Origin of the sequence: Actinobacillus pleuropneumoniae, from assembly GCF_003290385.1 — a bacterium.
Lineage (GTDB): Bacteria > Pseudomonadota > Gammaproteobacteria > Enterobacterales > Pasteurellaceae > Actinobacillus > Actinobacillus lignieresii.
On sequence record NZ_CP030753.1, the window covers coordinates 2246057 to 2272272 of the forward strand.

General features: G+C 41.2%; 30 protein-coding genes and 2 tRNA genes. 23 read left to right on the forward strand and 9 right to left on the reverse strand.

Annotation, left to right across the window (positions count from 1 at the left end):
- Positions 1 to 127 precede the first annotated feature (127 nt).
- From radC to ddc, 7 genes are all read left to right on the forward strand, one after another.
- Positions 128 to 790, forward strand: coding sequence for a RadC family protein (gene radC, locus DRF63_RS10725; RefSeq protein WP_005599756.1), 663 nt, complete (start codon positions 128 to 130; stop codon positions 788 to 790).
- A 168-nt stretch (positions 791 to 958) separates the two neighbouring features.
- Positions 959 to 1195, forward strand: a complete 237-nt coding sequence (gene rpmB, locus DRF63_RS10730) for a 50S ribosomal protein L28 (protein WP_005599762.1) — start codon at positions 959 to 961, stop codon at positions 1193 to 1195.
- Positions 1196 to 1206: 11 nt separating this feature from the next.
- The gene (rpmG, locus tag DRF63_RS10735; RefSeq protein WP_005599764.1) at positions 1207 to 1377 is read left to right on the forward strand and encodes a 50S ribosomal protein L33; all 171 of its coding nucleotides are present in this window, start codon (positions 1207 to 1209) and stop codon (positions 1375 to 1377) included.
- A gap of 125 nt (positions 1378 to 1502) precedes the next feature.
- Positions 1503 to 1721: a hypothetical protein gene (locus tag DRF63_RS11160; RefSeq protein ID WP_162031030.1), complete on the forward strand. Its 219-nt coding sequence runs from the start codon at positions 1503 to 1505 to the stop codon at positions 1719 to 1721.
- A gap of 86 nt (positions 1722 to 1807) precedes the next feature.
- Complete coding sequence (locus tag DRF63_RS10740; RefSeq protein ID WP_005599767.1) at positions 1808 to 2368, forward strand: hypothetical protein; 561 nt, start codon at positions 1808 to 1810, stop codon at positions 2366 to 2368.
- A gap of 280 nt (positions 2369 to 2648) precedes the next feature.
- The gene (locus DRF63_RS10745) at positions 2649 to 4013 is read left to right on the forward strand and encodes a diaminobutyrate--2-oxoglutarate transaminase (RefSeq protein WP_005599768.1); all 1365 of its coding nucleotides are present in this window, start codon (positions 2649 to 2651) and stop codon (positions 4011 to 4013) included.
- A 128-nt stretch (positions 4014 to 4141) separates the two neighbouring features.
- On the forward strand, positions 4142 to 5677 hold the full coding sequence (gene ddc, locus DRF63_RS10750; protein ID WP_005620317.1) for an L-2,4-diaminobutyrate decarboxylase: 1536 nt from the start codon (positions 4142 to 4144) through the stop codon (positions 5675 to 5677).
- 58 nt (positions 5678 to 5735) lie between these two features.
- Here the strand turns inward: ddc and yedF are convergent, their stop codons facing one another.
- On the reverse strand, positions 5736 to 6005 hold the full coding sequence (gene yedF, locus DRF63_RS10755; protein WP_005599772.1) for a sulfurtransferase-like selenium metabolism protein YedF: 270 nt from the start codon (positions 6003 to 6005) through the stop codon (positions 5736 to 5738).
- A 17-nt stretch (positions 6006 to 6022) separates the two neighbouring features.
- A complete protein-coding gene (gene yedE, locus DRF63_RS10760) occupies positions 6023 to 7243 on the reverse strand; it encodes a selenium metabolism membrane protein YedE/FdhT (RefSeq protein WP_005599775.1) in 1221 nt (406 codons plus the stop codon).
- Between the two features lie 294 nt (positions 7244 to 7537).
- Here yedE and DRF63_RS10765 point away from each other — a divergent pair, with 294 nt between their 5' ends.
- The 4 genes from DRF63_RS10765 (at position 7538) to DRF63_RS10780 (ending at position 9496) form a co-directional block, all read left to right on the forward strand.
- Positions 7538 to 7870, forward strand: a complete 333-nt coding sequence (locus DRF63_RS10765; RefSeq protein WP_005599777.1) for a MaoP family protein — start codon at positions 7538 to 7540, stop codon at positions 7868 to 7870.
- Between the two features lie 151 nt (positions 7871 to 8021).
- Entirely contained in the window at positions 8022 to 9128 is a 1107-nt protein-coding gene (trmA, locus tag DRF63_RS10770) for a tRNA (uridine(54)-C5)-methyltransferase TrmA (protein WP_005599779.1), read from the forward strand.
- A 105-nt stretch (positions 9129 to 9233) separates the two neighbouring features.
- Positions 9234 to 9323: transfer RNA gene (locus DRF63_RS10775), tRNA-Ser, on the forward strand.
- An 83-nt stretch (positions 9324 to 9406) separates the two neighbouring features.
- Positions 9407 to 9496 (forward strand) — tRNA-Ser (locus tag DRF63_RS10780).
- A 131-nt stretch (positions 9497 to 9627) separates the two neighbouring features.
- Here the strand turns inward: DRF63_RS10780 and corA are convergent.
- Entirely contained in the window at positions 9628 to 10581 is a 954-nt protein-coding gene (corA, locus tag DRF63_RS10785; protein WP_005599781.1) for a magnesium/cobalt transporter CorA, read from the reverse strand.
- Positions 10582 to 10881: 300 nt separating this feature from the next.
- Between corA and ubiE the strand changes: the two genes are divergently transcribed.
- The 8 genes from ubiE to DRF63_RS10825 all read left to right on the forward strand — a co-directional run bounded on the left by ubiE (position 10882) and on the right by DRF63_RS10825 (position 17123).
- Positions 10882 to 11658, forward strand: coding sequence for a bifunctional demethylmenaquinone methyltransferase/2-methoxy-6-polyprenyl-1,4-benzoquinol methylase UbiE (gene ubiE / locus DRF63_RS10790; protein WP_005599783.1), 777 nt, complete (start codon positions 10882 to 10884; stop codon positions 11656 to 11658).
- A 25-nt stretch (positions 11659 to 11683) separates the two neighbouring features.
- Entirely contained in the window at positions 11684 to 12316 is a 633-nt protein-coding gene (locus DRF63_RS10795) for a ubiquinone biosynthesis accessory factor UbiJ (protein ID WP_005599785.1), read from the forward strand.
- Positions 12313 to 13947 carry a ubiquinone biosynthesis regulatory protein kinase UbiB gene (gene ubiB, locus DRF63_RS10800; RefSeq protein WP_005599786.1) on the forward strand — a complete coding sequence of 545 codons (1635 nt, stop codon included), beginning with the start codon at positions 12313 to 12315 and terminating at the stop codon, positions 13945 to 13947. The genes DRF63_RS10795 and ubiB overlap by 4 nt, the downstream gene beginning before the upstream one ends.
- Before the next feature lie 91 nt (positions 13948 to 14038).
- Complete coding sequence (tatA, locus tag DRF63_RS10805) at positions 14039 to 14269, forward strand: Sec-independent protein translocase subunit TatA (protein ID WP_005599788.1); 231 nt, start codon at positions 14039 to 14041, stop codon at positions 14267 to 14269.
- A gap of 3 nt (positions 14270 to 14272) precedes the next feature.
- Positions 14273 to 14860: a Sec-independent protein translocase protein TatB gene (tatB, locus tag DRF63_RS10810; protein WP_005599791.1), complete on the forward strand. Its 588-nt coding sequence runs from the start codon at positions 14273 to 14275 to the stop codon at positions 14858 to 14860.
- Positions 14850 to 15596 carry a twin-arginine translocase subunit TatC gene (gene tatC, locus DRF63_RS10815; RefSeq protein ID WP_005599792.1) on the forward strand — a complete coding sequence of 249 codons (747 nt, stop codon included), beginning with the start codon at positions 14850 to 14852 and terminating at the stop codon, positions 15594 to 15596. Before tatB ends, tatC begins: the two co-directional genes overlap by 11 nt.
- Positions 15597 to 15655: 59 nt before the next feature.
- Entirely contained in the window at positions 15656 to 16675 is a 1020-nt protein-coding gene (gene hemB, locus DRF63_RS10820; protein ID WP_005610917.1) for a porphobilinogen synthase, read from the forward strand.
- Between the two features lie 85 nt (positions 16676 to 16760).
- Entirely contained in the window at positions 16761 to 17123 is a 363-nt protein-coding gene (locus DRF63_RS10825; RefSeq protein ID WP_005599796.1) for a DUF4870 family protein, read from the forward strand.
- A gap of 50 nt (positions 17124 to 17173) precedes the next feature.
- Here the strand turns inward: DRF63_RS10825 and mutM are convergent, their stop codons facing one another.
- The 6 genes from mutM to ispB form a co-directional block, all read right to left on the reverse strand.
- Positions 17174 to 17995, reverse strand: a complete 822-nt coding sequence (gene mutM / locus DRF63_RS10830) for a bifunctional DNA-formamidopyrimidine glycosylase/DNA-(apurinic or apyrimidinic site) lyase (protein ID WP_005599798.1) — start codon at positions 17993 to 17995, stop codon at positions 17174 to 17176.
- Between the two features lie 62 nt (positions 17996 to 18057).
- Positions 18058 to 19344, reverse strand: coding sequence for a branched-chain amino acid transport system II carrier protein (gene brnQ / locus DRF63_RS10835; RefSeq protein ID WP_005599800.1), 1287 nt, complete (start codon positions 19342 to 19344; stop codon positions 18058 to 18060).
- Positions 19345 to 19475: 131 nt separating this feature from the next.
- Positions 19476 to 20201, reverse strand: coding sequence for a 3-oxoacyl-ACP reductase FabG (gene fabG, locus DRF63_RS10840; protein ID WP_005599802.1), 726 nt, complete (start codon positions 20199 to 20201; stop codon positions 19476 to 19478).
- Positions 20202 to 20318: 117 nt separating this feature from the next.
- Entirely contained in the window at positions 20319 to 21254 is a 936-nt protein-coding gene (fabD, locus tag DRF63_RS10845; protein ID WP_005599804.1) for an ACP S-malonyltransferase, read from the reverse strand.
- Between the two features lie 66 nt (positions 21255 to 21320).
- Positions 21321 to 22067 carry an epoxyqueuosine reductase QueH gene (locus DRF63_RS10850; RefSeq protein ID WP_005599805.1) on the reverse strand — a complete coding sequence of 249 codons (747 nt, stop codon included), beginning with the start codon at positions 22065 to 22067 and terminating at the stop codon, positions 21321 to 21323.
- A gap of 36 nt (positions 22068 to 22103) precedes the next feature.
- Positions 22104 to 23099: an octaprenyl diphosphate synthase gene (gene ispB, locus DRF63_RS10855; RefSeq protein ID WP_005599807.1), complete on the reverse strand. Its 996-nt coding sequence runs from the start codon at positions 23097 to 23099 to the stop codon at positions 22104 to 22106.
- Between the two features lie 255 nt (positions 23100 to 23354).
- Between ispB and DRF63_RS10860 the strand changes: the two genes are divergently transcribed.
- From DRF63_RS10860 to rplU, 4 genes are all read left to right on the forward strand, one after another.
- A complete protein-coding gene (locus tag DRF63_RS10860) occupies positions 23355 to 24206 on the forward strand; it encodes a patatin-like phospholipase family protein (RefSeq protein ID WP_005599809.1) in 852 nt (283 codons plus the stop codon).
- A 163-nt stretch (positions 24207 to 24369) separates the two neighbouring features.
- Positions 24370 to 24921: an NADPH-dependent FMN reductase gene (locus tag DRF63_RS10865; protein ID WP_005599810.1), complete on the forward strand. Its 552-nt coding sequence runs from the start codon at positions 24370 to 24372 to the stop codon at positions 24919 to 24921.
- Positions 24922 to 25121: 200 nt separating this feature from the next.
- Positions 25122 to 25535, forward strand: coding sequence for a DoxX family protein (locus DRF63_RS10870; RefSeq protein ID WP_005599813.1), 414 nt, complete (start codon positions 25122 to 25124; stop codon positions 25533 to 25535).
- Positions 25536 to 25887: 352 nt separating this feature from the next.
- Positions 25888 to 26199: a 50S ribosomal protein L21 gene (gene rplU, locus DRF63_RS10875; RefSeq protein ID WP_005618624.1), complete on the forward strand. Its 312-nt coding sequence runs from the start codon at positions 25888 to 25890 to the stop codon at positions 26197 to 26199.
- Positions 26200 to 26216: the final 17 nt, after the last annotated feature.

The following is a 26216-nucleotide window of genomic DNA, read 5'->3' on the forward strand; positions in this document are numbered from 1 at the left end:
TAATAAGCACTCACTCACAATCAATCCGTTTTTGCGATCCGTGTCGAAAAAATTAAATTTTCCTTTTGTGTCAATTAATTAGCTTCTTTATGCTGTTTTCTTATTCGGTTTAATTGAGCAAAAAATAATGGATAACGTTGTATTAATGCCAAGAGAAAAATTATTGGCCTCCGGAGCGGAATCACTCACCGATCAAGAATTGTTGGCGATTTTTCTACGTACGGGTATCAAGGGCATGCCTGTTATGCAATTATCGCAAGAAGTATTGAACGGTTTCGGTTCGTTACGAGAATTGTTAAGTGCTGATTTAGCGACTTTCTGCCGTATGAAAGGCTTAGGACAAACGCAATTTATTCAGTTGCAAGCCTCAAAGGAAATGACTAAGCGTTATTTAGCACAACAAATGCAAGTGAGAGAAAATATTAATGAACCTTATTTAGCCGTAATGTGCTTTCAAGCCGAATTGGAATCGGAAGAACGAGAGGTATTTATGGTGATGTTTCTTGATAATCAGAATCGGTTGATTAAAAAAGAAAAAATGTTTTACGGCACCATTAATCAAGCAACGGTTTACCCTAGAGAAATCATTAAAGAAGCATTAAAATGTAATGCGGCGGCAATTATTGTTGCACACAATCATCCGTCGGGAAATTGTACTCCTTCCGAATCGGATAGAGCATTGACGAAAAAACTGGAAATGGCGTGCGATTTGGTCGGTATTCGCTTTGTCGATCATATCGTTGTCGGCAAAGGCGATTATTTTTCCTTCGAAGAAGAGAAGTTTCGCTGAAATAATTGATAAATTGAGGCTTGAATAACGCTATTAAAGCGAGTATAATCCGTGGTCTTTAAATATGACTTTGGTCGGGCTGTGCCTGACGAGGCAATTAGCCGAACTGATTATAAGTGCTAATCGCCCGAACCATTTAAACATTACTTAAGTAATTGGAGAATTAAAATGTCAAGAGTTTGCCAAGTAACCGGCAAGCGTCCAGCAGTTGGTAACAACCGCTCACACGCATTAAACGCGACTCGTCGTCGTTTTTTACCTAACTTACATACTCACCGTTTCTGGGTTGAGAGTGAAAACCGTTTCGTAACTTTACGCTTAACAGCGAAAGGTATGCGTATTATCGATAAAAAAGGCATCGATGCAGTATTAGCTGAAATCCGTGCTCGTGGCGAAAAAATCTAAGGAGCTAACCAATGGCAGCTAAAGGTAATCGTGAGAAAATCCGTTTAGTTTCTTCAGCAGAAACCGGTCACTTCTACACTACAACTAAAAATAAACGTAATATGCCAGAAAAAATGGAAATCAAAAAATTTGATCCGGTTGTGCGTAAACACGTTATCTACAAAGAAGCAAAAATCAAATAATTTTGGTTTAAGATTTAAAACCCAGCGAATGCTGGGTTTTATTTATGAGGTATATTGGTACAATACTATAGTTTTGGAATAGTAGGTTCTTCTGTGGATGATTATAAATTTGTTAGGAGATTTTTATGGCAATTAAAACTTATACTGTTAATGTATCTCATTATTTTGAATATGACTCATTTAACTCGGATAGAGAAGTGCTACAAATTATCGAGTTTAGAATCTCAGATATGGTACCTGATCATAACAGTTTGATTGAGAAGTGGAAAAATCATGTTATTAATAATAGACGGAAGTATCCTAAGTTTATTCGTGCTGTAATGGTTCTTATTTTTTTGGGATAGTACTACTATAGTAGATGGAGTCAGTCATATGACTCTTGAGAAATTTATTAATATGTAATATATACTTGTTTATTATAGGAGTTAATATGAAATTCTTGTTATGGATATTTTTAATATTGTTTAGTGCAAGAGTAATAGGTGAGCCATTAACACACGATTTTATTGATAAAGTAATAGGTAATTATTTTCTATGTAAAGAACAAGATAAGAAAGATGAATGTATTAAAAATGTTCATAAAAATATTGAACATATGTGGTTATATAAAACGTGGCTAAATGTTCAAAATAAACGTTATTACTATGAGGCTGTTAAGTTTTCTAATGGGATAAGTGACGAAAGTAAGAGCATTATAATGTATATTGATAATTTTGATACATATAAACGCGTAGCCTTTTCAGAAGTTGGTTCTAATATGTTTTTAATGAATAAGGGAGATTTACTGAAAGTTATTTTTGATAAAGAAAAAGTATATTATTTTAAGGTAGATGGTTCTAGTGATAAAATAGTTAGTCTTTATAATAGTGCAAATATGTTTATTGATTTATTGAAAAAATCATCGCAAGTAGAAGTAGAAATTCCAACTACACAGAAGAAAAAGGTAAATATATTATTTAATTTACAAGATTTTAAATCAGAAAATTTCTAATTTTAAGTTGCTTATCTAGGTAAAACACTTCCTTTTTTCATAAAAAAGGGTATTATACGCCTTCTTAAACGTAACCCTACATTTAAGTCTGTTTCCAACCTATCCCAACTCATTTCTTCAGGGAATATAGGGTAAAAACAAAAAAGCTGAAACGCTTTTTTTAATAAGTAGCGAGTCAAATGCCCCATGGCACCGAGTCTTTCAGGATTCGAGAGCTTAGGCTTCCTCCGCAAGGCACCCGACTTATTTTTTTCACCTCTTTTAGAAGGTTTATTTTAACATGACAATTAAAACGCCTGTTCAAGCAGTTCTTGCTTCCAACCAATACTTTTTAGATCGCCAAGATGCAATGGAATCAAATGTGCGTAGTTACCCTCGTAAGCTACCGTTTGCGTACCAAAAAGCACAAGGTGTTTGGGTAACGGATGTTGAAGGTAATGAATATCTTGATTTTTTAGCTGGTGCAGGAACTCTTGCATTAGGTCATAATCACCCGGTATTAATGCAATCAATCAAAGACGTATTGGACAGCGGTTTACCATTACATACGCTCGACTTAACCACTCCGTTAAAAGACGCATTCACGGAAGAATTGCTTTCATTCTTCCCGAAAGATCAATATATCCTTCAATTTACCGGTCCATCAGGTGCGGACGCTAACGAAGCGGCAATCAAATTGGCAAAAACTTATACCGGTCGCGGTAATGTGATCGCATTCTCCGGCGGCTTCCACGGTATGACGCACGGTGCGTTATCATTAACCGGTAACCTAAGCGCGAAAAATGCGGTACAAAACTTAATGGCTGGCGTGCAATTTATGCCGTATCCGCATGAATATCGTTGCCCGTTCGGTATCGGCGGCGAAGCGGGTGCAAAAGCGGTTGAACACTATTTCGAAAACTTTATCGAAGATGTGGAAAGCGGTGTAGTAAAACCGGCAGCGGTAATTTTAGAAGCGATCCAAGGCGAGGGCGGCGTGGTGCCAGCTCCGATCAGCTTCTTACAAAAAGTGCGTGAAGTGACCCAAAAACACGGTATTTTAATGATTGTTGATGAAGTTCAAGCTGGTTTCTGCCGTAGCGGTAAAATGTTTGCGTTCGAACACGCAGGCATTGAACCTGATGTAGTAGTAATGTCAAAAGCGGTCGGCGGTTCGTTACCGTTAGCGGTATTAGCAATTCGTAAAGAATTTGACGCATGGCAGCCGGCGGGTCATACCGGTACTTTCCGTGGTAACCAATTAGCAATGGCGACCGGTTATGCTTCATTAAAAATTATGCGTGAAGAAAATTTAGCGCAAAATGCACAAGAACGTGGCGAATACTTAACTAACGCATTACGTGAATTAAGCAAAGAATTCCCATGTATCGGTAATGTACGTGGTCGCGGCTTAATGATGGGTATCGATATCGTTGATGAGCGTAAACCACAAGATGCAACCGGCGCTTACCCACAAGACGGTGAATTAGCGGTCGCAATTCAAAAAGCGTGTTTCAACAATAAATTATTGTTAGAACGTGGCGGCCGTGGTGGTAATGTGGTGCGTGTACTTTGTGCGGTAAACATCAACCAAGCGGAATGTGAAGAGTTTATCAAACGCTTCAAACAATCTGTGGCAGACGCATTAAAAGCGGTGCGTGGTTAATTTTAACCCTACACGAGCCGTGTAGGGTTGCTTTATTTGAGCCACGCTGTGGCTCTTTTTATATCCTAGCTCCAACGGGGCTGAGTTTAATTAACCTAGCGCGGCTCGTGCTAGGTACGAGAGAAAAAATGGCAGATATTTCAAAACACAAACAATCCCTGTTCTGTAACGATCCACAATCTATTACAGACTACGAAAACGCGATGCAAAACGCCGTGCAAGCGGTCAGTTCTTGGCTGAAAAATGAAAAAATGTACACCGGTGGTTCAATCAAACAAATGCGTGCCTTGGTTGATGGTTTCAAACCGACTAAAGAGGGTGTAGGTGTACAAAAATCCTTAGATCATTTAGTTGAGATCTTCTTAAATCCAAGTCTTAAAGTTCATCACCCCCACTCTTTAGCGCACTTACATTGTCCGACAATGGTCGCGAGCCAAATTGCGGAAGTGTTAATCAATGCCACTAACCAATCAATGGACTCGTGGGATCAAAGCCCTGCCGGTTCGATTATGGAAGAGCATTTGATTGACTGGCTACGCCAAAAAGCCGGCTACGGTGAAGGCACATCGGGCGTATTTACCTCAGGTGGTACACAATCTAACCTAATGGGCGTGCTACTTGCGCGTGATGCTTGCATTGCGAAGCATTGGAAAAATGCGGACGGTTCAGAATGGTCGGTACAACGTGATGGCATTCCGGCAGATGCAATGCAGAAAGTGAAAGTGATTTGCTCTGAAAATGCGCACTTCTCTGTGCAAAAAAATATGGCAATGATGGGGATGGGTTTCCAATCTGTAGTAACAGTACCGTGCAACGAAAACGCTCAAATGGACGTTGTGGCATTAGAAATAACATTAGCGGATTTAACCGCACAGGGCAAAATCGTTGCTTGTGTGGTGGCAACTGCCGGTACGACTGATGCTGGTGCAATCGATCCGTTAAAAGAAATTCGTGCAATCACCAATAAATTTGGTGCATGGTTACACGTAGATGCAGCTTGGGGCGGTGCGTTATTGCTTTCTAAAGATTTCCGTCATTTCTTAGACGGCATTGAAGAAACCGATTCAATCACGTTAGATTTCCACAAACACTTCTTCCAAAGTATTTCGTGTGGTGCGTTCTTATTAAAAGATCAAGCGAACTATCGTTTTATCGATTATAAAGCGGATTACCTCAATTCAGAATATGACGAAGCACACGGTGTACCGAACTTAGTAGCGAAATCATTACAAACCACTCGTCGTTTTGATGCCTTAAAATTATGGTTTACGGTAGAAGCGTTAGGCGAAGACTTATATGCTTCAATGATTGACCACGGTGTAAAATTAACCAAAGAAGTGGAAGGCTACATTAACGCGACTGATGGTTTAGAAATGTTAGTGCCAAGCCAATTCGCTTCGGTGTTATTCCGTGTGGTACCGCAAGGTTATCCGGCGGAATTTATCGATACCTTAAACCAAAATGTAGCGGACGAACTTTTCGCACGCGGCGAAGCGAATATCGGTGTAACCAAAGTGGGCGACAAACAATCGCTTAAGATGACTACATTAAGTCCGATTGCAACCTTGGAAAATGTGAAAGCGTTATTAGCACAAGTATTAGCGGAAGCGGATCGCATTAAAGATTCGATTGTAAGCGGTACCTACGTGCCGCCGATTGATTAATCGGTAAAACTTTAGCTAAAAAAGACCGCTTATAAGCGGTCTTTTTTATGCGTTATAGCTATTTTTTAATCAAATAGCGTAAAGTCGCACCGTCTTGTTCTACGCTTAATAACGTATAGCCGTGATTTTTCATATCAACCGGAATATTATTGATAGATTGCGCACAATCGCTTAGTACTTCTAAGATCTCACCTTCTTGTAAAGTCGGTAACGTTTCTAAAGTGGCAATTGCCGGATACGGGCAAGGTTCTCCAAGCATATCTAAAGTGTAGTCAGGTGTGATTTCACTTGGATGTTTGTCTTTTTGTTCAATAACGATAAAAGCCATGGTTTGTTTCCTTCTGGTTAGTTAATGGTATAAGTATTGGTCGCCGCCACTCTTACTTTCGCTTTGCGAATAAAGCGTTTTTCCCACCATACGATAAAGATAAGGCAGGCAATCATTAAGGCATAGTTAATCAATAAGCCGCTAACCGGACCGAATGATTTTAATAGATTAATTTTTTCATAATCTAAAGCAAGTACCGGAGCGAGATCATCCCAAAGGTAAGCAAGTAAGGTAGAACCGATAACATTACCGACGCCCACCCACATAAAATGTACTTGTCCTTCCATTGCACGATACATCCACCCGGTTTCACAACCGCCGGCTAATACGATACCGAAGCCGAATAATAAACCGCCGATAATCGCATTCGGCCCCGCCCACATAATTTTAGGTTCCATGCCTAATTGAATGTAACTGAATACGCAAATAGTACCGATCAACATCCCGTAAATAATCGCTTTGCCCATATGCGAACGACCTGAAACCCAAAGGTCGCGGAAAGCAGAGGTAAAGCAAATTTGCGCTCGTTCGATCAATAAACCGAAGCCGAGTCCGAATAACATCGCAAAACCCAATTTAATCGAATATTGCAAGACATAGATTGAAGCGATTGTCCAAGCAGTAAAGACGGCAACACCAATCCAAAAGCGAAATTGTGCCTGCTTCGGATTACTTGCTTCCACTTTTCCTGCACCTTTTTTCAATTTAAGCGGCGGGCGGAACATCGGCAGCAAAGTGAATTTTACCCCGGCGTAAGTCCCGATTGCGGTAGCAAGCGTGAAATACCAAGCGTGCATAGAAAATTGCGGAATACCGGTAAACAGAGAGGCGAGATTACAACCCATCGCCAGACGTGCGCCGAAGCCGGCTAACGCTCCGCCGATTAACGCTTGAAGAATACGGATTTTATTTTGCGGCATCCGAATTTTCATATTATTCGCCCAAAGTGCGGCGGCGATACAGCCAGCGAACATACCGAGAATCATTAAACCGTCAATACGAGTTAAAATCGTTCCGTCTAAGCTGATGAAATTGAAATATCCCCAGCCTGAAACATCAACGCCTAATAATTGTAAAATTTCGCCGCCCCAACGGGTAAATTCACCGGTTACCGCCCAATAAGTACCGGTTAGGCCGAAATAATAAGCGGAAAGAATACCGGCTGCGATAACGGCAGGAACGGGATTCCAAAATTTAATAAGATAGGTCTGTTTGAATTGTTGCCAAATTTCTAACATAAGTCCTTAAATCCTTAAGAGAAGTTAAAAATGACAAGCAAAGGTATAATGATGAAGAAATAGAATTGAAAACAATTAGATTCGTTCATTTCCTATACACAAAACTTGCGATATATAAAATGAATCTTTAGAAGATTTAACTAAATTTTAACAATTAAAATAATTTCGTCAATAGTTTGAAATAACAAACCGAAAATACTTATTTTTTCTTGACTTATTTTGAATAATTGCTTTAATGGTTGGTCGATTTTTTCTTTCTAAATTCAGCAATAAATAATTAATAAGAGGCATATTATGGCAGAGAGTTTTAGCGTTACGCGTCGTTTTTTTGATGATAAAAATTATCCGCGCGGTTTTGCGCGCCACGGCGATTACACTATTCGTGAAGCACAAACTTTAGAGCAATTCGGTCAGGCGTGTTTAGCGTTAGAATCAGGTGAGCGTAGCCCGGTAACGGCTGAAGAACAACGTTTCGTTGCCGTAATGAAAGGTGATGAAATTGCTGAAAGCATTATCGAAAAATCATGGTTAAAATACCGTTCATTAACCAGCAAAACCAAACGTATTTATACGCTTTCGGGTAATGCGGGTAACGATGCCGGTGACGATTTCAGTGCGGCTGAATAATCGGTATTTCTGAGCATTTGCAGTTTTAATGATGCCACGAAATACGCTGAAGACGCATAAGTGTCGGTAGGGGTATTTTGTGGTTTCTTTTTTTCTACTATTTTAAATTTGCCGTCTTGTAGTCGGCAGGCAAAATGAACCTTGATAAATTATGAATCTTCCTATTGAGCAATATGCCGATCTTCTTGCAGAAAAAGCGAAAAATTTAACCGCTTTACTTGTGCCTTTTAATCCGCCTGAGCTTGAAGTATTTGAGTCTGAAACCAGCCATTTCCGTATGCGTGCCGAATTCCGAGTATGGCATGATACTAACGAAGTCGGAGAAAACGAGCTGTATCACATTATGTTCGATCAGGAAACCAAGCAACGTTATCGTGTTGAACAATTCCCGATTGCCAATCATTTAATTAATAAAATGATGAGCAGCTTATTAGCTGAAATTAAGGGTAATGAATTGCTCACTCGTAAATTATTCCAAGTGGATTACCTCAGCACGTTAAGCGGTGAAATTGCGGTTTCAATGCTTTATCACAAAAAGCTAAACGAAGAATGGCAAGCGGAAGCCGCCGCATTAAAAGCTCGTTTGGAACATCAGGGTTTTAAGGTACAAATTATCGGACGTGCGACAAAACAGAAGATTGCTTTAGATCGTGATTATGTGGAAGAAGTATTGCCGGTGGACGGGCGTAATTTAATTTATCGCCAAGTAGAAAACAGCTTTACCCAGCCGAATGCCAAAATGAATATCAAAATGTTGGAATGGGCGAGAAGCTGTACTCGACACAGTAGCGGCGATTTATTAGAACTTTACTGCGGTAACGGAAATTTCTCGATTGCATTAGCGGAGAACTTCCGCCAAGTATTAGCCACAGAGATTTCAAAATCTTCGGTACAATCGGCACAATATAATATTGAGCAAAACGGGATTGATAACTTGCAAATTATTCGAATGTCGGCGGAAGAATTTACTCAAGCGATGAACGGCGTGCGTGAGTTTAATCGTTTGAAAGGGATTGATTTAAAAGCCTATGATTGCAATACGATTTTTGTGGATCCGCCGCGTGCAGGGTTAGACCAAGATACCTTAAATATGGTGCAGGCTTACGAGCGAATTTTATATATTTCGTGTAATCCGCATACATTGGCGGAAAATTTACAGCAATTATCTCAAACGCATCGTATTGAACGTGCGGCACTTTTTGATCAGTTCCCTTATACGCATCACGTTGAAAGCGGTGTATGGCTGATTAGGAAATAAACATAAATAGTCGGTTATGCTGAAAAATAAATCATTTAGCGATTTTTGTAGATTTTTCGCTTGACCGATTTAGCTAAAACTTATATTATTCCGCTCGTTTTCAACGGAGGAATGGTCGAGTGGTTGAAGGCACCGGTCTTGAAAACCGGCGAGGGTTTACGCCCTCCGTGAGTTCGAATCTCACTTCCTCCGCCATCAAATTTATAACTTGTTGATTGAGTAAATCAGCAAGTTTTTTTCTCTCAATGAGAATACAATTTAGAATATGTTTTCAATCCGGAGGAATGGTCGAGTGGTTGAAGGCACCGGTCTTGAAAACCGGCGAGGGTTTACGCCCTCCGTGAGTTCGAATCTCACTTCCTCCGCCATCTTTCAGAGCCGCTTGTAATGTAAATTACAGGCGGTTTTTTCTTAGTTAAATTTTGCAAATTTCCGGATAAACCTGATCGCTTACAGCTAACAAAAAAGCACAGAACTTATATTCTGTGCTTTTGGCTTTTTATAACCAGCCTTTGCGTTTAAAGTAGATATACGGGGTGGCGGCGGCGCAAATCATTAAGCCGATTGCCATCGGGTAGCCGTATTTAAAATGCAATTCCGGCATAAATTCAAAGTTCATCCCGTAAGTGGAGGCAACGAGCGTTGCCGGGAGGAACATTACCGATACGACCGAGAAGAATTTCATAATTTTATTCTGCTCGATATTGATATAACCCATTGCCGCTTGCATCAAGAAGTTCACTTTTTGGAACAGCGATTCGTTATGCGGCTGGAGCGATTCGATATCTCGCATAATATCACGCGCTTGTTCAAGCTGATTATTCGGCAAACGGGTTTTACGCAATAAGAAACTTAACGCACGTTGCGTATCCATCAGACATAAACGCACTTTTGAGCTGGCATCTTCCAATTCGGTTAAATCGGAAAGCGCATCGTCAAAGTTATCGCTTTCTTGCTTACCGTTTAAGATTACACGGCTTAAGGTTTCTAAATCCGCATAAATCGTTTCGATCACGTCTGCAAGCTGCTCGATTTTGGTTTCGAATAAGTCGAGCAACAATTCGTACGCATTACTATCAATTAATTTTTCACGGCGAGAACGCATTCGATATAAGCGAAATGCCGGTAAATCGCGTTCGCGCAGAGTAAATAAACGCCCGTCACGAATGGTAAATGCCACAGTGGCGATATCGGCGTAATCGTCATCATCTAAGCAATAGAAAAAAGAGTGAAGGTGTAAGCCGTCTTCGTCTTCGAAAAAGCGAGCGGAAGCCTCTAAGTCTTCCAATTCGTGTTCTTCGGCAAGCGTTTGGTCTAAACCGCGTTGTAATACGCTACGTTCGTCATCGCTCGGGTCGATTAGATCAATCCAAATCGCATCGTTTAACTGATCGGTTGCGGTTTCATCAACGCTGATAAGACGTGCGTTATCTAAAGCAAATGCACGGATCATTTTATTCTCCAATGGTTAGGAGGTAATGAACAAAAAGGAACAAAAAAGATACTAGGCGAGAGTTACCGACTTGTCGGCAACCTGAGGGTTTGGACAAGTGGGTTAGAAATCTGATAAGTATCGACTGTGACTGTCCAAAATTGTAATCCTCAAATAAAAATAGTGTGCGAATGGTACAGATTAACCGCTTTCTAGTCAAGCAAGCGGTTATTTACTTACTTGATTTTGCAAAATTTTAAGGAAAAACGACCGCTTTTTTGCTATCGTTAGCACTCCGAAATAATCGATGAGAATTTGACAATGACTGATTTACAACACACGACGGAAACGGCTGAAAACGAAACGACCCATTTTGGTTTTAAAACCGTTGCCAAAGAAGAAAAACAGCAATTGGTTGCCAATGTATTCCACAGCGTTGCCGGTAAATATGACTTAATGAACGATTTGCTTTCGTTTGGTATCCATCGTGTTTGGAAGCGTTTTACCATTGACTGCAGCGGCGTGCGTAAAGGGCAAAAAGTGTTGGATCTTGCCGGCGGAACCGGCGATTTTACCGCAAAATTTTCGCGCATTGTCGGCGAAAACGGCGAAGTGGTATTAGCCGATATTAATAGCTCGATGTTGGAAGTCGGTCGTGAGAAGCTGCGCAATTTGGGCGTAGTGGGAAATGTGAATTATGTGCAAGCGAATGCGGAATGCCTGCCGTTTGCGGATAATACCTTCGATTGCGTGGTGATCAGTTTCGGTTTGCGTAATGTGACGGACAAAGACAAAGCGTTACGTTCGATGTTTCGTGTGTTGAAGCCGGGCGGTCGTTTATTGGTATTAGAATTTTCCAAACCGATTATTGACCCGATTAGTCAGCTATATAATTTCTACTCTTTTAATATTTTGCCGAAAGTCGGCGAAGTGGTGGTAAACGATGCGGAGAGCTATCGCTATCTTGCCGAATCGATTCGTATGCACCCGAAACAAGACGAATTAAAAGCGATGATGGAAAATGCCGGCTTTGAAAGCGTAAATTATTATAACTTAAGTGCCGGTATTGTAGCGTTACATCGAGGATATAAGTTTTAATTTATTGTCATCCGAGGAATACGCGATGTTATCTCAACTTAAACAGCAGCTTATGTTGCCGCAATTTGCTTTCGGTACGATAGAAACTGCATTTAATGCATTGCTTCAACGTTCGCCGCACGTATTGCCGGCATTACGTAAGTTGGCGGGCAAATGCTTACATATTGAATTAACCTCACCGGCGGTCAATTTCTACCTGATTTTTAGCGAAACTCGCGCGGAATGGTTGTCGGTTTACGAAGGTGAAGCGGATTGCCACGTACAACTTTCGTTTGAAACCTTACCGAAACTTGCCGATAAAGCAAAATTAGCCGAGCTGATTAATAACAAATCATTGGTGCTGAACGGCGATATTCAGGTATTACAACATTTCACCGCATTGTTAGATGAATTGGAAAAAGATCCTGCCGAACTGTTGTCGCCTTTTGTCGGAGATGTGATTGCTCAGACTTCAAGCGATTTTGCCAAAAAATTATTTAATAAGTTAAAAGGGCAGATTGAACAGAATCATCAACATATCGCAGATAATTTGATGAATGAGCGTCCGGTATTGGTACATCGCTTACAAGCGGTTAATTTTTACGATCAAGTTGCAGAGCTTGAGCAACAAGCGGTCGAATTTGAACGAAAATTTGCAAAATTTGAGAATAAATCATGACGTTTAACAATACTCGCCGCCTTTATCAAATTATTACTACATTTCTGCGTTACGGCATTGATGAAATTATTCCCGAGATTCCGCTCACTCGCCACGCTCGTTTAGGGCGTAAGGCTCTGTTTTTGGTGAGAAATCAACACAAAGATCAGCCGTTCGGCGTGCGTTTACGTTTAGCCTTGCAAGAGTTAGGGCCTGTGTGGATTAAACTCGGGCAAATGCTTTCAACTCGCCGTGATTTATTTGAGCCGGAATTAGCGGATCAGCTGGCGTTATTGCAGGATTCGGTTGAACCTTTTGAGGGTAAATTAGCCCGTCAAATTATTGAACAAACTTTAGGCGGAAGCCTTGAAACTTGGTTTGACGAATTTGATGAGCAAGCGCTTGCCTCCGCTTCGATTGCACAGGTTCACACGGCAAAATTTAATCAAAATCAACCGCTTGCCGGCAAAGATGTCGTGATTAAAGTGATTCGTCTGGATATTGCACCGCTTATCAAAGCGGATATTGCGTTGATGTATCGTCTGGCAAGTTGGATTCCTCGTCTGTCGAATGATGCGAAGCGTTTGCGTGCGACCGAAGTGGTGCGGGAATACGAAAAAACGCTACTCGATGAGCTGGATTTGACCCGAGAAATGGCAAATGCAATTCGCTTGCGCAATAACTTTGAAAACAGCGAAATGTTGTATGTGCCGGAAATGTATCCGGATTTTTGTCATAAAAACGTGATTGTGATGGAGCGTATTTACGGTATTCCGGTGTCGGATGTCGAAACGCTTAAAGCAAACGGCACGGATATGAAATTATTGGCGGAACGCGGCGTACAAGTGTTTTTCACCCAAGTATTTCGGGACAGTTTTTTCCACGCCGATATGCACGCCGGTAATATTTTCGTGAATCCGAATCATCCGGAAAATCCGCAATATATCGGGATTGACTGCGGTATTGTCGGTACTTTGAACCAAAATGATAAACGCTATTTGGCGGAAAGTTTTGTCGCCTTTTTTAATCGGGATTATCGCCGTGTGGCGTTAATGCACGTGGAATCCGGCTGGACGCCGGCGGATACCGATATTGATGCGTTTGAACAGGCGTTCCGTGAAGTATGCGAGCCGATTTTCGCCAAACCGTTATCGGAAATTTCTTTTGGTCACGTGTTACTGAATCTGTTTAATGTGGCACGTGAATTTAATATGGAAGTGCAGCCGCAATTAGTATTGTTACAGAAGACATTACTTTATATTGAGGGTTTAGGCAGACAGGTTTATCCGCAGCTGGATTTATGGCAAACCGCAAAACCGTTTTTACAAAATTGGCTGAATGAACAAGTAGGGGTGAAAGCGATTTTACGTGATTTAAAACAACGCGCGCCACAATTTAGAGAACATTTTGCTGAATTTCCGGAAGCGGTATTTAACGCTTTACAGCAACAGAAGCAGATTAATTTCCGTTTAGATGAGCTAAATAAAACCTTGCAAGCGCAAGGGCGGCAAAAATCCCATAATGTACGGAGTATCGTGAGCGGAGTAATTATTCTCGGTGTGTTATGGCGATTTGACGATTTACCGTTATGGCTGAGTTGCGGTACGTTGGTTACGGTGTTGTTAGTGTTATTGCTACAAAGAAAGTCGTAATAAATGACGTGTTTATATTGGTCATATTATTAAAATAGCATATAATGCGAAAAATCATTTTTAAACCTAAAAACAAAAAAGAGGAGCCTGTATGGGTGGCATTAGCATTTGGCAATTACTGATTATCGTCGCAATTATCGTATTATTATTCGGTACGAAAAAATTACGTACGTTAGGTACGGATTTAGGTGAATCCGTAAAAGGCTTTAAAAAAGCGATGGCGGATGACAAATCGCAACCTCAAGACGCGAGTTTTGAAAAAGTAGAAGCGAAAGAAGCGGCTTCTACCGAACAAAAAGCGAAAGAAAAAGAGCAGGCGTAATCCGTGTTTGATATCGGTTTTTCTGAATTAGTACTTATTTTTATTGTGGGGCTGGTCGTACTGGGGCCGCAACGTTTACCTATTGCAATCAAAACGGTGATGGGCTGGATTCGTACGATTCGAGGATTAGCTGCAAACGTACAAAACGAACTTGCTCAAGAGCTGAAATTACAAGAGCTTCAAGAAAGCATTAAGAAAGCGGAAAAATTGAATTTAACCACGCTTTCGCCGGAATTAAGCAAAACCGTTGAAGAATTGAAACAGTCGGCTCAAAAAATGCAAAGCGATTTGGATGCCGCAAAGGGCGAGATTACCAAATTAACGGACGAGCAAGTGGCGAATATTCAGAATAATATTGCGCAAGAAGAACAAAATCTGGCGACAGTACAGCCGGAAACGTTGCAAAAATCTGAAGAAAATCAACCGCTTGTCGATACTGCTAATGCTGAGGAGAATCCGTCGCTTTCGCCTGCGGAAATTGCCGAGCAAGCCGAATTGGACGAATCTCAATTTGCAGCGTATTACCCGCCTGACGATGATTTAGCTTCTCCAACCTCTTCACAACAACAGGATAAACAGAATGTCAGTTGAAGCGTCTCAACCTCTGATTAGCCATTTAGTTGAATTAAGAAACCGCTTGCTACGTAGTTTTATTTGTGTGCTGGTGGTTTTTTGCGCTTTGGTCTATTGGGCAAATGATATTTATACTTTGCTCGCTACGCCGCTAACAGAGAATTTGCCCGCAGGGGCGACGATGATTGCAACCAATGTTGCGACACCTTTTTTTACACCGATTAAATTAACCGGTGTTGTAGCGGTATTTTTATCCGTTCCTTTTATTTTGTATCAAATTTGGGCGTTTGTCGCACCGGCATTATATAAGCATGAAAAACGTTTGATTTATCCTTTATTGGTATCAAGTACGTTGCTGTTTTATGCGGGTGTAGCTTTTGCTTACTATATCGTATTTCCGCTTGTCTTCGGTTTCTTAACCAGTACGGCGCCGGAAGGCGTGCAAATGGCGACCGATATCAGTAGTTATTTAGATTTTATCTTAACGATTTTCTTAGCGTTCGGTATTTGTTTTGAAGTACCTGTTGCGATTATTTTATTATGTTGGTCGGGCGTTACTTCGGCGGACGATTTACGTGCGAAACGACCTTATATTATTGTCGCGGCGTTTGTTATCGGTATGTTATTAACGCCGCCGGACATATTCTCGCAAACGCTTTTAGCAATCCCGATGTGTTTGTTGTTTGAAGTCGGATTATTCTTCTCGAAGTTCTATAAACCGAGAGACGAGCAACCGGAAACGATCGCCAATTAATCCAACCCGCTTGCAAGCGGGTTATTTTTTATGAAAATTTACCAAATTAGGAAGCAATTATGACTCAATATCTTAACACTTCATTTCCCACTCGCCGTATGCGTCGTTTACGTAAACATGATTTCAGCCGTCGTTTAGTGGCGGAAAGTCAATTGACTGCCGGCGATTTAATTTATCCGGTATTTGTGATTGAAGGCGAAAATCAGCGAGTAAAAGTACCGTCTATGCCGGGTGTAGAACGTTTAACCATCGATCAATTATTAATTGAAGCCGGCGAATTGGTCAAATACGGCGTACCTGCAATAGCTCTTTTCCCAGTAGTAGGTAATGAGAAAAAATCTCTGATGGCGGAAGAAGCCTATAATCCGGAAGGTTTGGCACAACGTGCGGTGCGTGCATTAAAAGCGGCTTATCCCGAATTAGGCGTGATGACCGATGTGGCGTTAGATCCGTTTACCACACACGGTCAAGATGGCATTATTGATGAAGAAGGTTATGTACTGAATGACATCACAACCGAAGTATTAGTAAAACAAGCGGTATCTCACGCAGAAGCTGGTGCGGATATTGTTGCACCAAGCGATATGATGGACGGTCGTATCGGTAAAATTCGTGAAGCACTTGAAGCGAAAGGTTTAATCAATACGCAAATTATGGCGTATTCGGCGAAATATGCGTCAAATTATTACGGGCCGTTCCGTGATGCGGTCGGTTCTGCAGGTAACTTAAAAGGCGGTAATAAATTTACTTATCAAGTTGATCCGGCGAATGCGAACGAAGGTTTACACGAAGTGGCAATGGATATTCAAGAAGGGGCGGATATGGTAATGGTAAAACCGGGTATGCCTTATTTGGATATGGTATGGCGTGTAAAAGAAACCTTCGGCGTACCGACTTTTGCTTATCAAGTATCCGGTGAATACGCAATGCATATGGCGGCGATTCAAAACGGCTGGTTAAAAGAACGTGAATGCGTTATGGAAGGTTTACTTTGCTTTAAACGTGCGGGAGCGGACGGTATTTTAACCTATTTCGCTAAAACGGTAGCGAAATGGCTGTACGAAGATAATCGTAAATAACGATAAGAGTTAAATGTAAGCGGTTAGATTTGAGGAATTTTTTGCAAATACTTCAGTCTAACCGTTACTTTTTTAGGAGGTATAAATGAACGATCCTTTTTCTCTTCAACCGTCCGACGAATCGCAACGTAAGATGATGTATATCACTTATGGCTTATTCGGCTTAGGGATTATTTTCGGTGGCTTACCGGCGATTGCCGGTGTCATTCTGGCCTATATCAAACGTGAAGATATGCAAGGAACGGCATATTATGATCATATGTGTTTTTTGATTCGTACGTTTTGGGGAACGTTAGCCGGTTTCGTTTTAGGCTTTGTGCTTTCGATTATCGGTATCGGTTTCGTAGTTATTTGGGCGATAAGCATTTGGTATGTGTTTCGAGTGATTTACGGCGCAGTGAAATTATTCGATAACAAATCGGTAACTCCGACCGGTTGGTTTATGTAGTAAGTTGTTGCAAAAAAGCGGTCAAATTTGACCGCTTTTTTACGTTTAGGCTATCTAGGTAGTATTTGGCAATGCGGACAGAAATAGCTGTTACGTTGCCCGATAACTTTCGCTTCAATGATGGTGCCGCAATCATTACAGGCTTCACCTTTACGTCCGTAAACTTGTAATACTTGGGCGAAATAGCCCGGTTTACCGTCCGGTTGAATAAAATCTTTCAGTGTTGTACCGCCTTGAATAATCGCTTTAGTCAGCACTTCTTTAATCACTTTCACTAAGCGTTCGCTCTGTTTCTCGGTTAGATTCTGTGCGGCAAGTTCCGGATGGATTCCCGCCATAAACAGCGATTCGCAAGCATAGATATTCCCTACGCCCACCACAATATCGTTATTCATAATAAAGTTCTTTACCGCTACGGTTTTGTTACGGCTTCGCGCAAATAAATACGCAGCGGTAAAAGATTCGGATAACGGTTCCGGCCCTAAACGGGTAATTAATTCGTGTTGTTCGGCATTTTTCGTCCATAGCCAACAACCGAATTTACGCGGATCGTTATAACGTAAAACCGTACCGTCTTGCGTAATGAGATCAACGTGGTCGTGTTTACCCGCAGGCTGTTGGTTTTCCTGTAAAATCCCTAACGAGCCGGACATACCCAAGTGAATCAAAATATCGCCTTGAGTGGTATGCAATATCAAATATTTGGCTCGGCGGGATAATGCAACGATTTTCGCCCCTTGCATATGTTGCAATTCGTCCGAAACCGCCCAACGCAGTTTTTGGGTACGTACGACAATTTGTTTAATAATTTTGCCGTGCAGATAAGGTTCTACACCTCGTAAGCTGGTTTCCACTTCCGGTAATTCGGGCATGTATATTCTCCAAAGAATTTAGATAAACAAAGGGCAAGGATAACCTTGCCCGATTGATTTTATTATTGCGCTCTGACTAAACGGCTGAAGACGACGCCAATCAGTAATCCGCCTACGGCAAACGGTAGCCATTCCATAGAGTAGGCTTTAAGCGGTAAGTTTTCGGTAATACTTACGCCTGCTACGGAAAGAATGGATACGATTGTCACGAGAATCAGTGAAACACGTAATGCTAATAACGGGAGTTTCACGAATAGATTCAATAACAGTAAGAAAATAATCGACATAGCAATCGGGTAAAGTACCAGTAATACCGGAATAGATTTACTGATTACCGCACTTAACCCTTGGTTTGCCAAGCCGAAACCGATTAAAGTACAAACGATTGCATAGGTTCTATAAGAAATTTTCGGGAAAATTTCGTGGAAATATTCGCTTACCGATACGACAAGACCGATAGCGGTAGTTAAACAAGCAAGTGACACGATAACGCCTAATAGCGTTCTACCTAATTCGCCGAAGGCTTGCGTTGCGGCAACGTTAAGAATATAAGTACCCAAATCTTGTTTTTTAGCGGTTAAGTCCGCCAATACTTCCGCAGAAATCGGTAATTTGTTACCGATCCAACCGATAGAGAGATAAATTAACGCTAATAAAATTGCAGCGATTACCCCCGCCATTGCGGTTTGTTTACTTAATGCTTTGGTTTCGGATAAGCCTTTGCTTTTAATCGCATTGATTACGATAACCGAAAAGGCAACGGAAGCTAAAGCGTCCATCGTATTGTAACCGGCAAGGATGCCGTTTACCATCGGCGCTTCCATCACATTGCTGCTTGACGGATTATCGGAGAATAATGCGATACCGCTAATGACAAGTGCAAGAATGGCGATGAGTAATGCCGGTGTCAGGATAGAACCGATTCGCTCCACCATTTTGGACGGATTTAAACTTAGCCAAATGGTTAAAGCAAAATATACTGCGGTAAAAATCAGTAACGATACGGTGGTTTGCTCGCCTAAAAACGGTAATACCGCCATTTCATAAGCGGTTGCCGCCGTACGCGGAATGGCAAAGAAAGGTCCGATAGTTAAATAAATCGCAACTAAGAATAAGATAGAAAACCACGGATGAATACGATGTAACGCCTCTTTATAGCCGCCTTTATAAGAGGCGCTGACGATAATACCGAGTAACGGTAAGCCTACTCCGGTAATAATAAAACCGATGGTTGCGGTCCAAAAATCCGCACCGCTTTCAAAACCTAATTTCGGCGGAAAAATTAAGTTACCCGCCCCAAAGAAGATGGCAAACAGCATAAAGCCGACCACAAATGTATTTTTAGTCATATACATACCACACTTTTAATTTGCTTCTCAGCAAATAACAAATATAAAAAGAAAAAGGAGACCCGAAAAAATAGTAAAACCGAACTTTACCGAAAAGTAAAGCTCGGTTAAAAACAGACCGCTTGTGGCGGTTAGTTCATATATAAACCACCGTTTACGTGGATAGTTTCGCCGGTGATGTATTTTGCATCATCACTGGCTAAGAATGCGACCGCTTTCGCAATATCTTGTGCAGAGCCTAACTGACCGACCGGAATTTGGCTTAAGATCGCTTGTTTTTGATCTTCGTTTAATTCGTCCGTCATATCGGTTGCGATAAAGCCCGGAGCAACCACGTTTACCGTAATACCGCGAGAAGCCACTTCTTTGGCTAATGATTTGGAAAAACCGACTAAACCGGCTTTTGCCGCACAGTAGTTGGTTTGACCAGGGTTACCCATTGAGCCGACAACCGAACCGATAGTAACGATTCGGCCGCCTTTTTTCATCATCGGACGCAGTACCGCTTTAGATAAACGATATACGGAAGTTAAGTTGGTTTGAATGATATCGAACCAATCGTCTTCTTTCATACGCATTAATAAACCGTCACGAGTGATCCCCGCATTGTTTACTAAAATATCAACATCACCGAAATCCGCTTTAATTTGCGCTAAAACGGCTTCGATAGAGGCTGCATCCGTTACGTTTAAAACTAAACCTTTGCCGTGTTCGCCTAAGTATGCGGAAATACTTTCCGCGCCTTTTTCCGATGTTGCAGTACCAATCACGGTTGCACCTTTTGCTACCAATTCTTCTGCGATAGCTTTACCAATACCACGAGTTGCACCCGTTACTAATGCGATTTTACCTTGCATTTTTTTCTCCTATAAAAAGTTCCCCTCTTTAGTAAAGAGGGGGAGGGGAGATTTGTGTGATGTTGAAGATCCTAAAAATCTCCCCCAGTCCCTCTTTTCAAAGAGGAGAGTTAATCATTATGCTGAAACAGCCTCTAATGAAACCAAGTCATTTACCGCTTGTGCTTTGAGTTCTTTCACAATGCGAGAAGTTAAGCCTGTAAGCACTTTACCCGGGCCGATTTCATAAAGTGTTGTAACACCTTCATTCGCCATTTTTTCTACCGTTTCAGTCCAACGAACCGGGCTGTAAAGCTGGCGAACGAGTGCGTTACGAATTGCTTCGGCATCCGTTTCTACACTAACATCAACATTATTAATAACTGGTACAACCGGTGCGTTTAACGTGATATTTTGTAATGCTTCGGCTAATTTATCCGCAGCTGGTTTCATTAATGCACAGTGAGAAGGTACGCTTACCGCTAATGGTAATGCACGTTTTGCACCTGCCGCTTTACATAATTCACCCGCTTTTTCTGCAGCCGCTTTTGTACCGGCAATAACCACTTGTCCCGGGCTGTTGAAGTTTACTGCTGAAACGATTTCGCCGACTTCCGCTTGAGCTTGTTCACAAGCGTTAATAATCGCTTCGTTATCTAAGCCGATAATTGCATACATTGCACCTGTACCCGCCGGTACTGCTTGTTGCATTGCATTACCACGTAATTCCACTAGTTTGATCGCATCTTGGAAATCTAATACGCCAGCACAAACTAATGCCGAGTATTCGCCTAAGCTATGACCTGCCATGACAGACGGTTTTAATTCAGGGTATTTTTGTTGCCACACACGATAAATCGCAACCGATGAAGCTAAAAGCGCCGGTTGGGTACGTTGTGTTTGACCTAAATCTTCCGCCGAACCGTTTTGTACGAGATCCCAAAGATCGTAACCTAAAACATCAGATGCTTGTTTGAAGGTTTCTTCAACAATTGGGTATGCAGTTGCAAGATCCGCTAACATTCCGACCGCTTGTGAGCCCTGTCCCGGGAACACCATTGCAAAATTTGACATATTTTTTCCTCTTATTTATAAATTTGGTGCTGAGGACGCACTAAGAGCGTCCGTTATGAATAATGCTTAATCCGGTGAATAATAAAGTTTACCGATTTCAATACGCTGACGACCGGTTTCTAAACGCCATTTATTTGAATCACGTAAAGAATAGACGCAACCGCAATATTCTTGCTGATAGAAACGTTCACGTTTACTGATTTCAATCATACGTTGCGAACCGCCGCCTTTACGCCAGTTGTAGTCCCAATAAACCACATCATCAAATTTAGCGGCGGCACGATGTCCGCAGTCGTTGATTTGGTTCATATCTTTCCAACGCGAAATGCCTAAGCAGCTGGTATAAACCGGAAAGCCGTTGTTATGCGCATATTCCGCCGCTTTCTCAAAACGCATATCAAAGCACATCGTACAGCGGATACCACGCTCCGGCTCCCATTCCATACCTTCCGCTTTTTTGAACCACTCACGACGGTCATTTTCGTAATCATCATCGAAATCAATAAACGGAATACCCCATTTCTCGGCAAAGCGAATATTTTCTTCTTTACGAATTAGGTACTCTTTCATCGGGTGAATGTTCGGATTGTAGAAATAGATGGTAAATTCGATGCCTGACGCGTGGATCGCTTCCATTACTTCGCCGGAACAAGGCGCGCAGCAAGAGTGCAACAATAATTTGTTATGTCCGCCCGGTAGGGTTAATTTTTCACGCACAAAAGGTGCGTTCGGATCTTTGCCTTTACGCGTGAGCTTTTTCTTTTGTTGCAACGCTTGTTTATGTTCTAAAGGTTGTTGGTTTTGTTCTGCCATAAAAGTTGTAAAAAAGACTAAAAATTTGACCGCTTATTAATACGAACGATCGACCGATAAATAAGCAAGAGAAATCAATGCTTGTTTGTATTCGCTTTCCGGTAATACGGCAAGGGCATCAACCGCTTTTTGCGCTTCTTGTTTAGCGCGTGTCATTGCATATTCAAGTGATTGGTGTTCCGCCATAATTTCTAATACGGCTGGAATTTGTTCACGTTCCCCGCCATTTTCAATTGCTGAACGAATCATATCCACTTGAGCTTGATTACCTTTCTCTTGTGCAGTGTGCATAGCGTGCAGCAACGGTAAAGTCGGTTTACCTTCAACGAAATCATCACCGACATTTTTGCCGAAACTTTCCGCTTTTGCCGAGTAATCTAAAATATCGTCAATTAATTGGAAGGCAGTACCGAGATAACAACCGTAATCTTTTAACGCCGTTTCAACCGATTTTTCTACCCCAGCCACAATTGCAACACATTGGGTTGCCGCTTCAAATAAGCGTGCGGTTTTATTGTAGATAACACGCATATAATTCGCTTCAGTAGTATTCGGATCATTCACATTCATCAGTTGCTGAACTTCACCTTCGGCAAGCGCATTGGTAGCGGCAGACATCACTTTTAACACTTCAAGCGAATCGACATCGGTCATCATTTGGAATGAGCGCGTATAAATGAAATCGCCGACCAATACGCTGGCGGCATTACCGAAAGTGGCGTTAGCCGTCGCTCTACCTCGACGCATATCCGATTCATCCACCACATCATCGTGTAATAAAGTGGCGGTATGCACAAATTCGATAAAAGCGGCGCAAGTAACATGTTTATTACCACGATAACCTAATGCGTTAGCGGCAAGCACCGCAATTAACGGGCGAATACGTTTGCCGCCACCGGCAATAATATAATTGCCTAGTTGGTTGATTAAAACGACTTCGGAGTTAAGCTGAGCGAGAATCTCAGCATCTACCGCTTGCATATCTTGTTTGGCAAGCGTTTGAATTTGCTCGAGTGTTAATAGCGTTGTCATTGCGTTCTCATATTAAATGTGAAAATTTGGCGATAATTCTACCTCAAATATTGCGAGCTTCAAAAAATTATCGTGATAAGTAACCAATTATATGTAATTTTTGTAAAAAAATAGCAAAATTTAACCGCTTGTCGCTTGAATTCGGTATCAAAATTAACAGGTATGAGCAGTAGCGACTTTGCATAAGATCATTATTCTCTCTTACAAACCTAGTGATATGATAAAAATAATGGCATTAAATCGAGTGGAAGAGAAATGAAAATAGGATTGGTTTTAGAAGGCGGTGCGATGCGCGGTATGTTTACCGCCGGCGTCTTGGACGTATTTTTAGACGAGAACATTCATATTGACGGAGCGGTTACCGTCTCGGCGGGGGCGTTATTCGGCATTAATTATCCCGCTAAACAAAGAGGCCGGGTATTACGTTACAACCTTAAGTATCTCAATGATAAACGTTATATGGGATTACACAGTTTATTAACGACCGGTAATATCGTGAACCGTGATTTTGCCTTTTATGAATTACCGTTTACGCTTGATCCGTTTGATCAAGAAACTTTTGCACAGTCGCAATTTGATTTTTGGGTAACGCTAACTAATGTTGAAAGCGGAGAAGCGGAATATGTAAAAATTAGAGATGCTTTTACTCAAATGGAAGCGTTGAGAGCGACATCGGCAATGCCGATGGTGTCAAAAATGGTGGAAATTGACGGTAAAAAATATCTCGATGGCGGAATAGCGGACAGTATCCCGTTACAAAAATGTATCGAATTAGGTTATGACAAAATTATTGTGATCTTGACTCGCCCGTTAGATTATCGCAAAAAGCCGAGTTCAACCGCTTTATTTAAATGGTTTTATCGTAAATATCTGAAACTTATCGAACGTTGGCAAAATCGTTATGCCGAATACAATCAGGCGGTTGAGCGGGTAATTAAATTGCAAGAACAACAAAAGATTTTTGTTATTCGTCCGTCACAAACATTAGCCGTTAGCCGTTTGGAAAAAGATCCGAATAAAGTAAAAGCAATGTACGACTTAGGCGTAAACGATGCTATGCAATTAATGCCGTCATTAAAACGCTTCTTGTCCGAAGAGAGTAAATAAGTGTATTAAAATAAAGTAATGTTTCGAGAGGACGGCTTATTGTTTCTTTAAAGTAAAGAGTTTATTTATGATTTATCTCTAGTTATTTAAGCGAATAAGCGTACAATAGACATCGAAAATTTTATTGGAATCGTTTAAAACTTTATAAGTTAAGGATTTTATTATGACAAAAAAAATCGCAGTATTAGTCGGTAGCGGCAGCACAACTTCCATCAGCCAATTAGTGGCAAATCATCTTAAAAATATCGCACCGGCAAGTATTCAGTTAAATTTTGTGAATATCGCGGATTTACCGTTATATGATCGTGATTTGGACGAAAACAGCCCGGCGGAATATGTGCGTTTCCGCCAAGAAATTGCGCAAGCGGACGGCTTTTTATTCGTTACGCCGGAACACAACGGCGGAATGTCCGCAATGATGAAAAATGCGATTGATGTCGGTTCTCGCCCAATGGGACAAAGTTTATGGACGAATAAACCGGCAGGTATCGTATCGGTAGCGGCGGGTATGTCCGGCGGTGTACGTGCGGCGGATCAATTACGAGTAGTCGCTTCCGGCGGTTTTATTAATATGCCGGTTGCACCTTTCGCAGCGAATGTCGGCGGTGTATTTAACGGCGTATTAAATGAACAAGGCGAAATCGTTTCTGAATCCGTGGTAGGTATGCTACAAGGCTTTATCAACAGTTACGCTGATTTTATCGCTAAATTCTAAGTTATATTTAGTCTTTAATAGAATAAGCGGTTGTTTTGTAAGATTTTTTGCAAAAGCAACCGTTTTTTTCTCAATAAAATTTATTGTTTACTATTATGAAATAGTTTATTTATAAATAGCCTGTTTATTTCAAAAAATGATTTTTATAAAATAAAACCCTCGAAACATTCATTAATTCAAACTTTATTAAGGAAAGCAAAATGAACTCAAACTTAGCAAAATTTACTCCATACGCATTAGCATTGTTACGTATCGTAGCGGCTTATATGTTTTTATTACACGGCACGGCGAAATTCTTTGAATTTCCGGTATCGATGACCGGCGGCAACGGTTCCGTACCGTTAATGTCAATGTACGGTATCGGCGGTATCTTAGAAATCGGCGGCGGTATTTTATTACTTTTAGGCTTATTTACCCGTCCGGTCGCGTTTTTACTTTCAGGCATGATGGCATACGCTTATTTCTTTATGCACGCTACGGCTGAAAATATCGCTCTGCCTTTAGTAAACCAAGGCGAGTTGGCACTGTTATACTCTGTAGTATTCTTCTTATTAGTCTTTGTCGGTGCAGGTGCTTTCGCACTAGATAATAAACGTGAAAATGCTAACAAATAAGGCTTTCGGTCGATAAAAACGTTAAGCGGTCGGTTTTTGCAAAATTCTTGCAGAATTCGACCGCTTTTTTGTTATAATGAAAACATCTAAAAAGCGAGAGGGTGGCGGCTCGTTAAAACGTAAAACATATCTCTACGATTGCCGACACGGCGTGAAGCTAAAATAACTTCCTGTTTATTTTGGCGTTTCTAGCCGAAAATCGAGAGAAAGAGAAAAGAAGCTAGAAATTTTTTAATTTTTCTGAAAATCGTTCTTGCTCTTTGCATAGTTTTTGCGTAGAATTGACCACCTATTTTATATGAATTTAAGAGTGCCTAAGCAGAAGCGATTGGCACAAATTAGCGGAGTAAATATGTACGCAGTTTTCCAAAGTGGCGGCAAACAACACCGAGTGAGCGAAGGTCAAGTAGTTCGTTTAGAGAAACTTGAAATCGCAACTGGTGAGAAAGTTGAATTTGACTCAGTGTTAATGGTCGTTAACGGTGAAGATGTTAAAATTGGTGCACCAGTAGTTGCTGGCGCAAAAGTAGTGGCTGAAGTTGTAGCGCAAGGTCGTGGCGATAAAGTTAAAATCGTTAAGTTCCGTCGTCGTAAACACAGCCGTAAACAACAAGGTCATCGTCAGTGGTTCACAGAAGTGAAAATCACTGGGATTCAAGCATAATTTCAGAGGAGATCAAG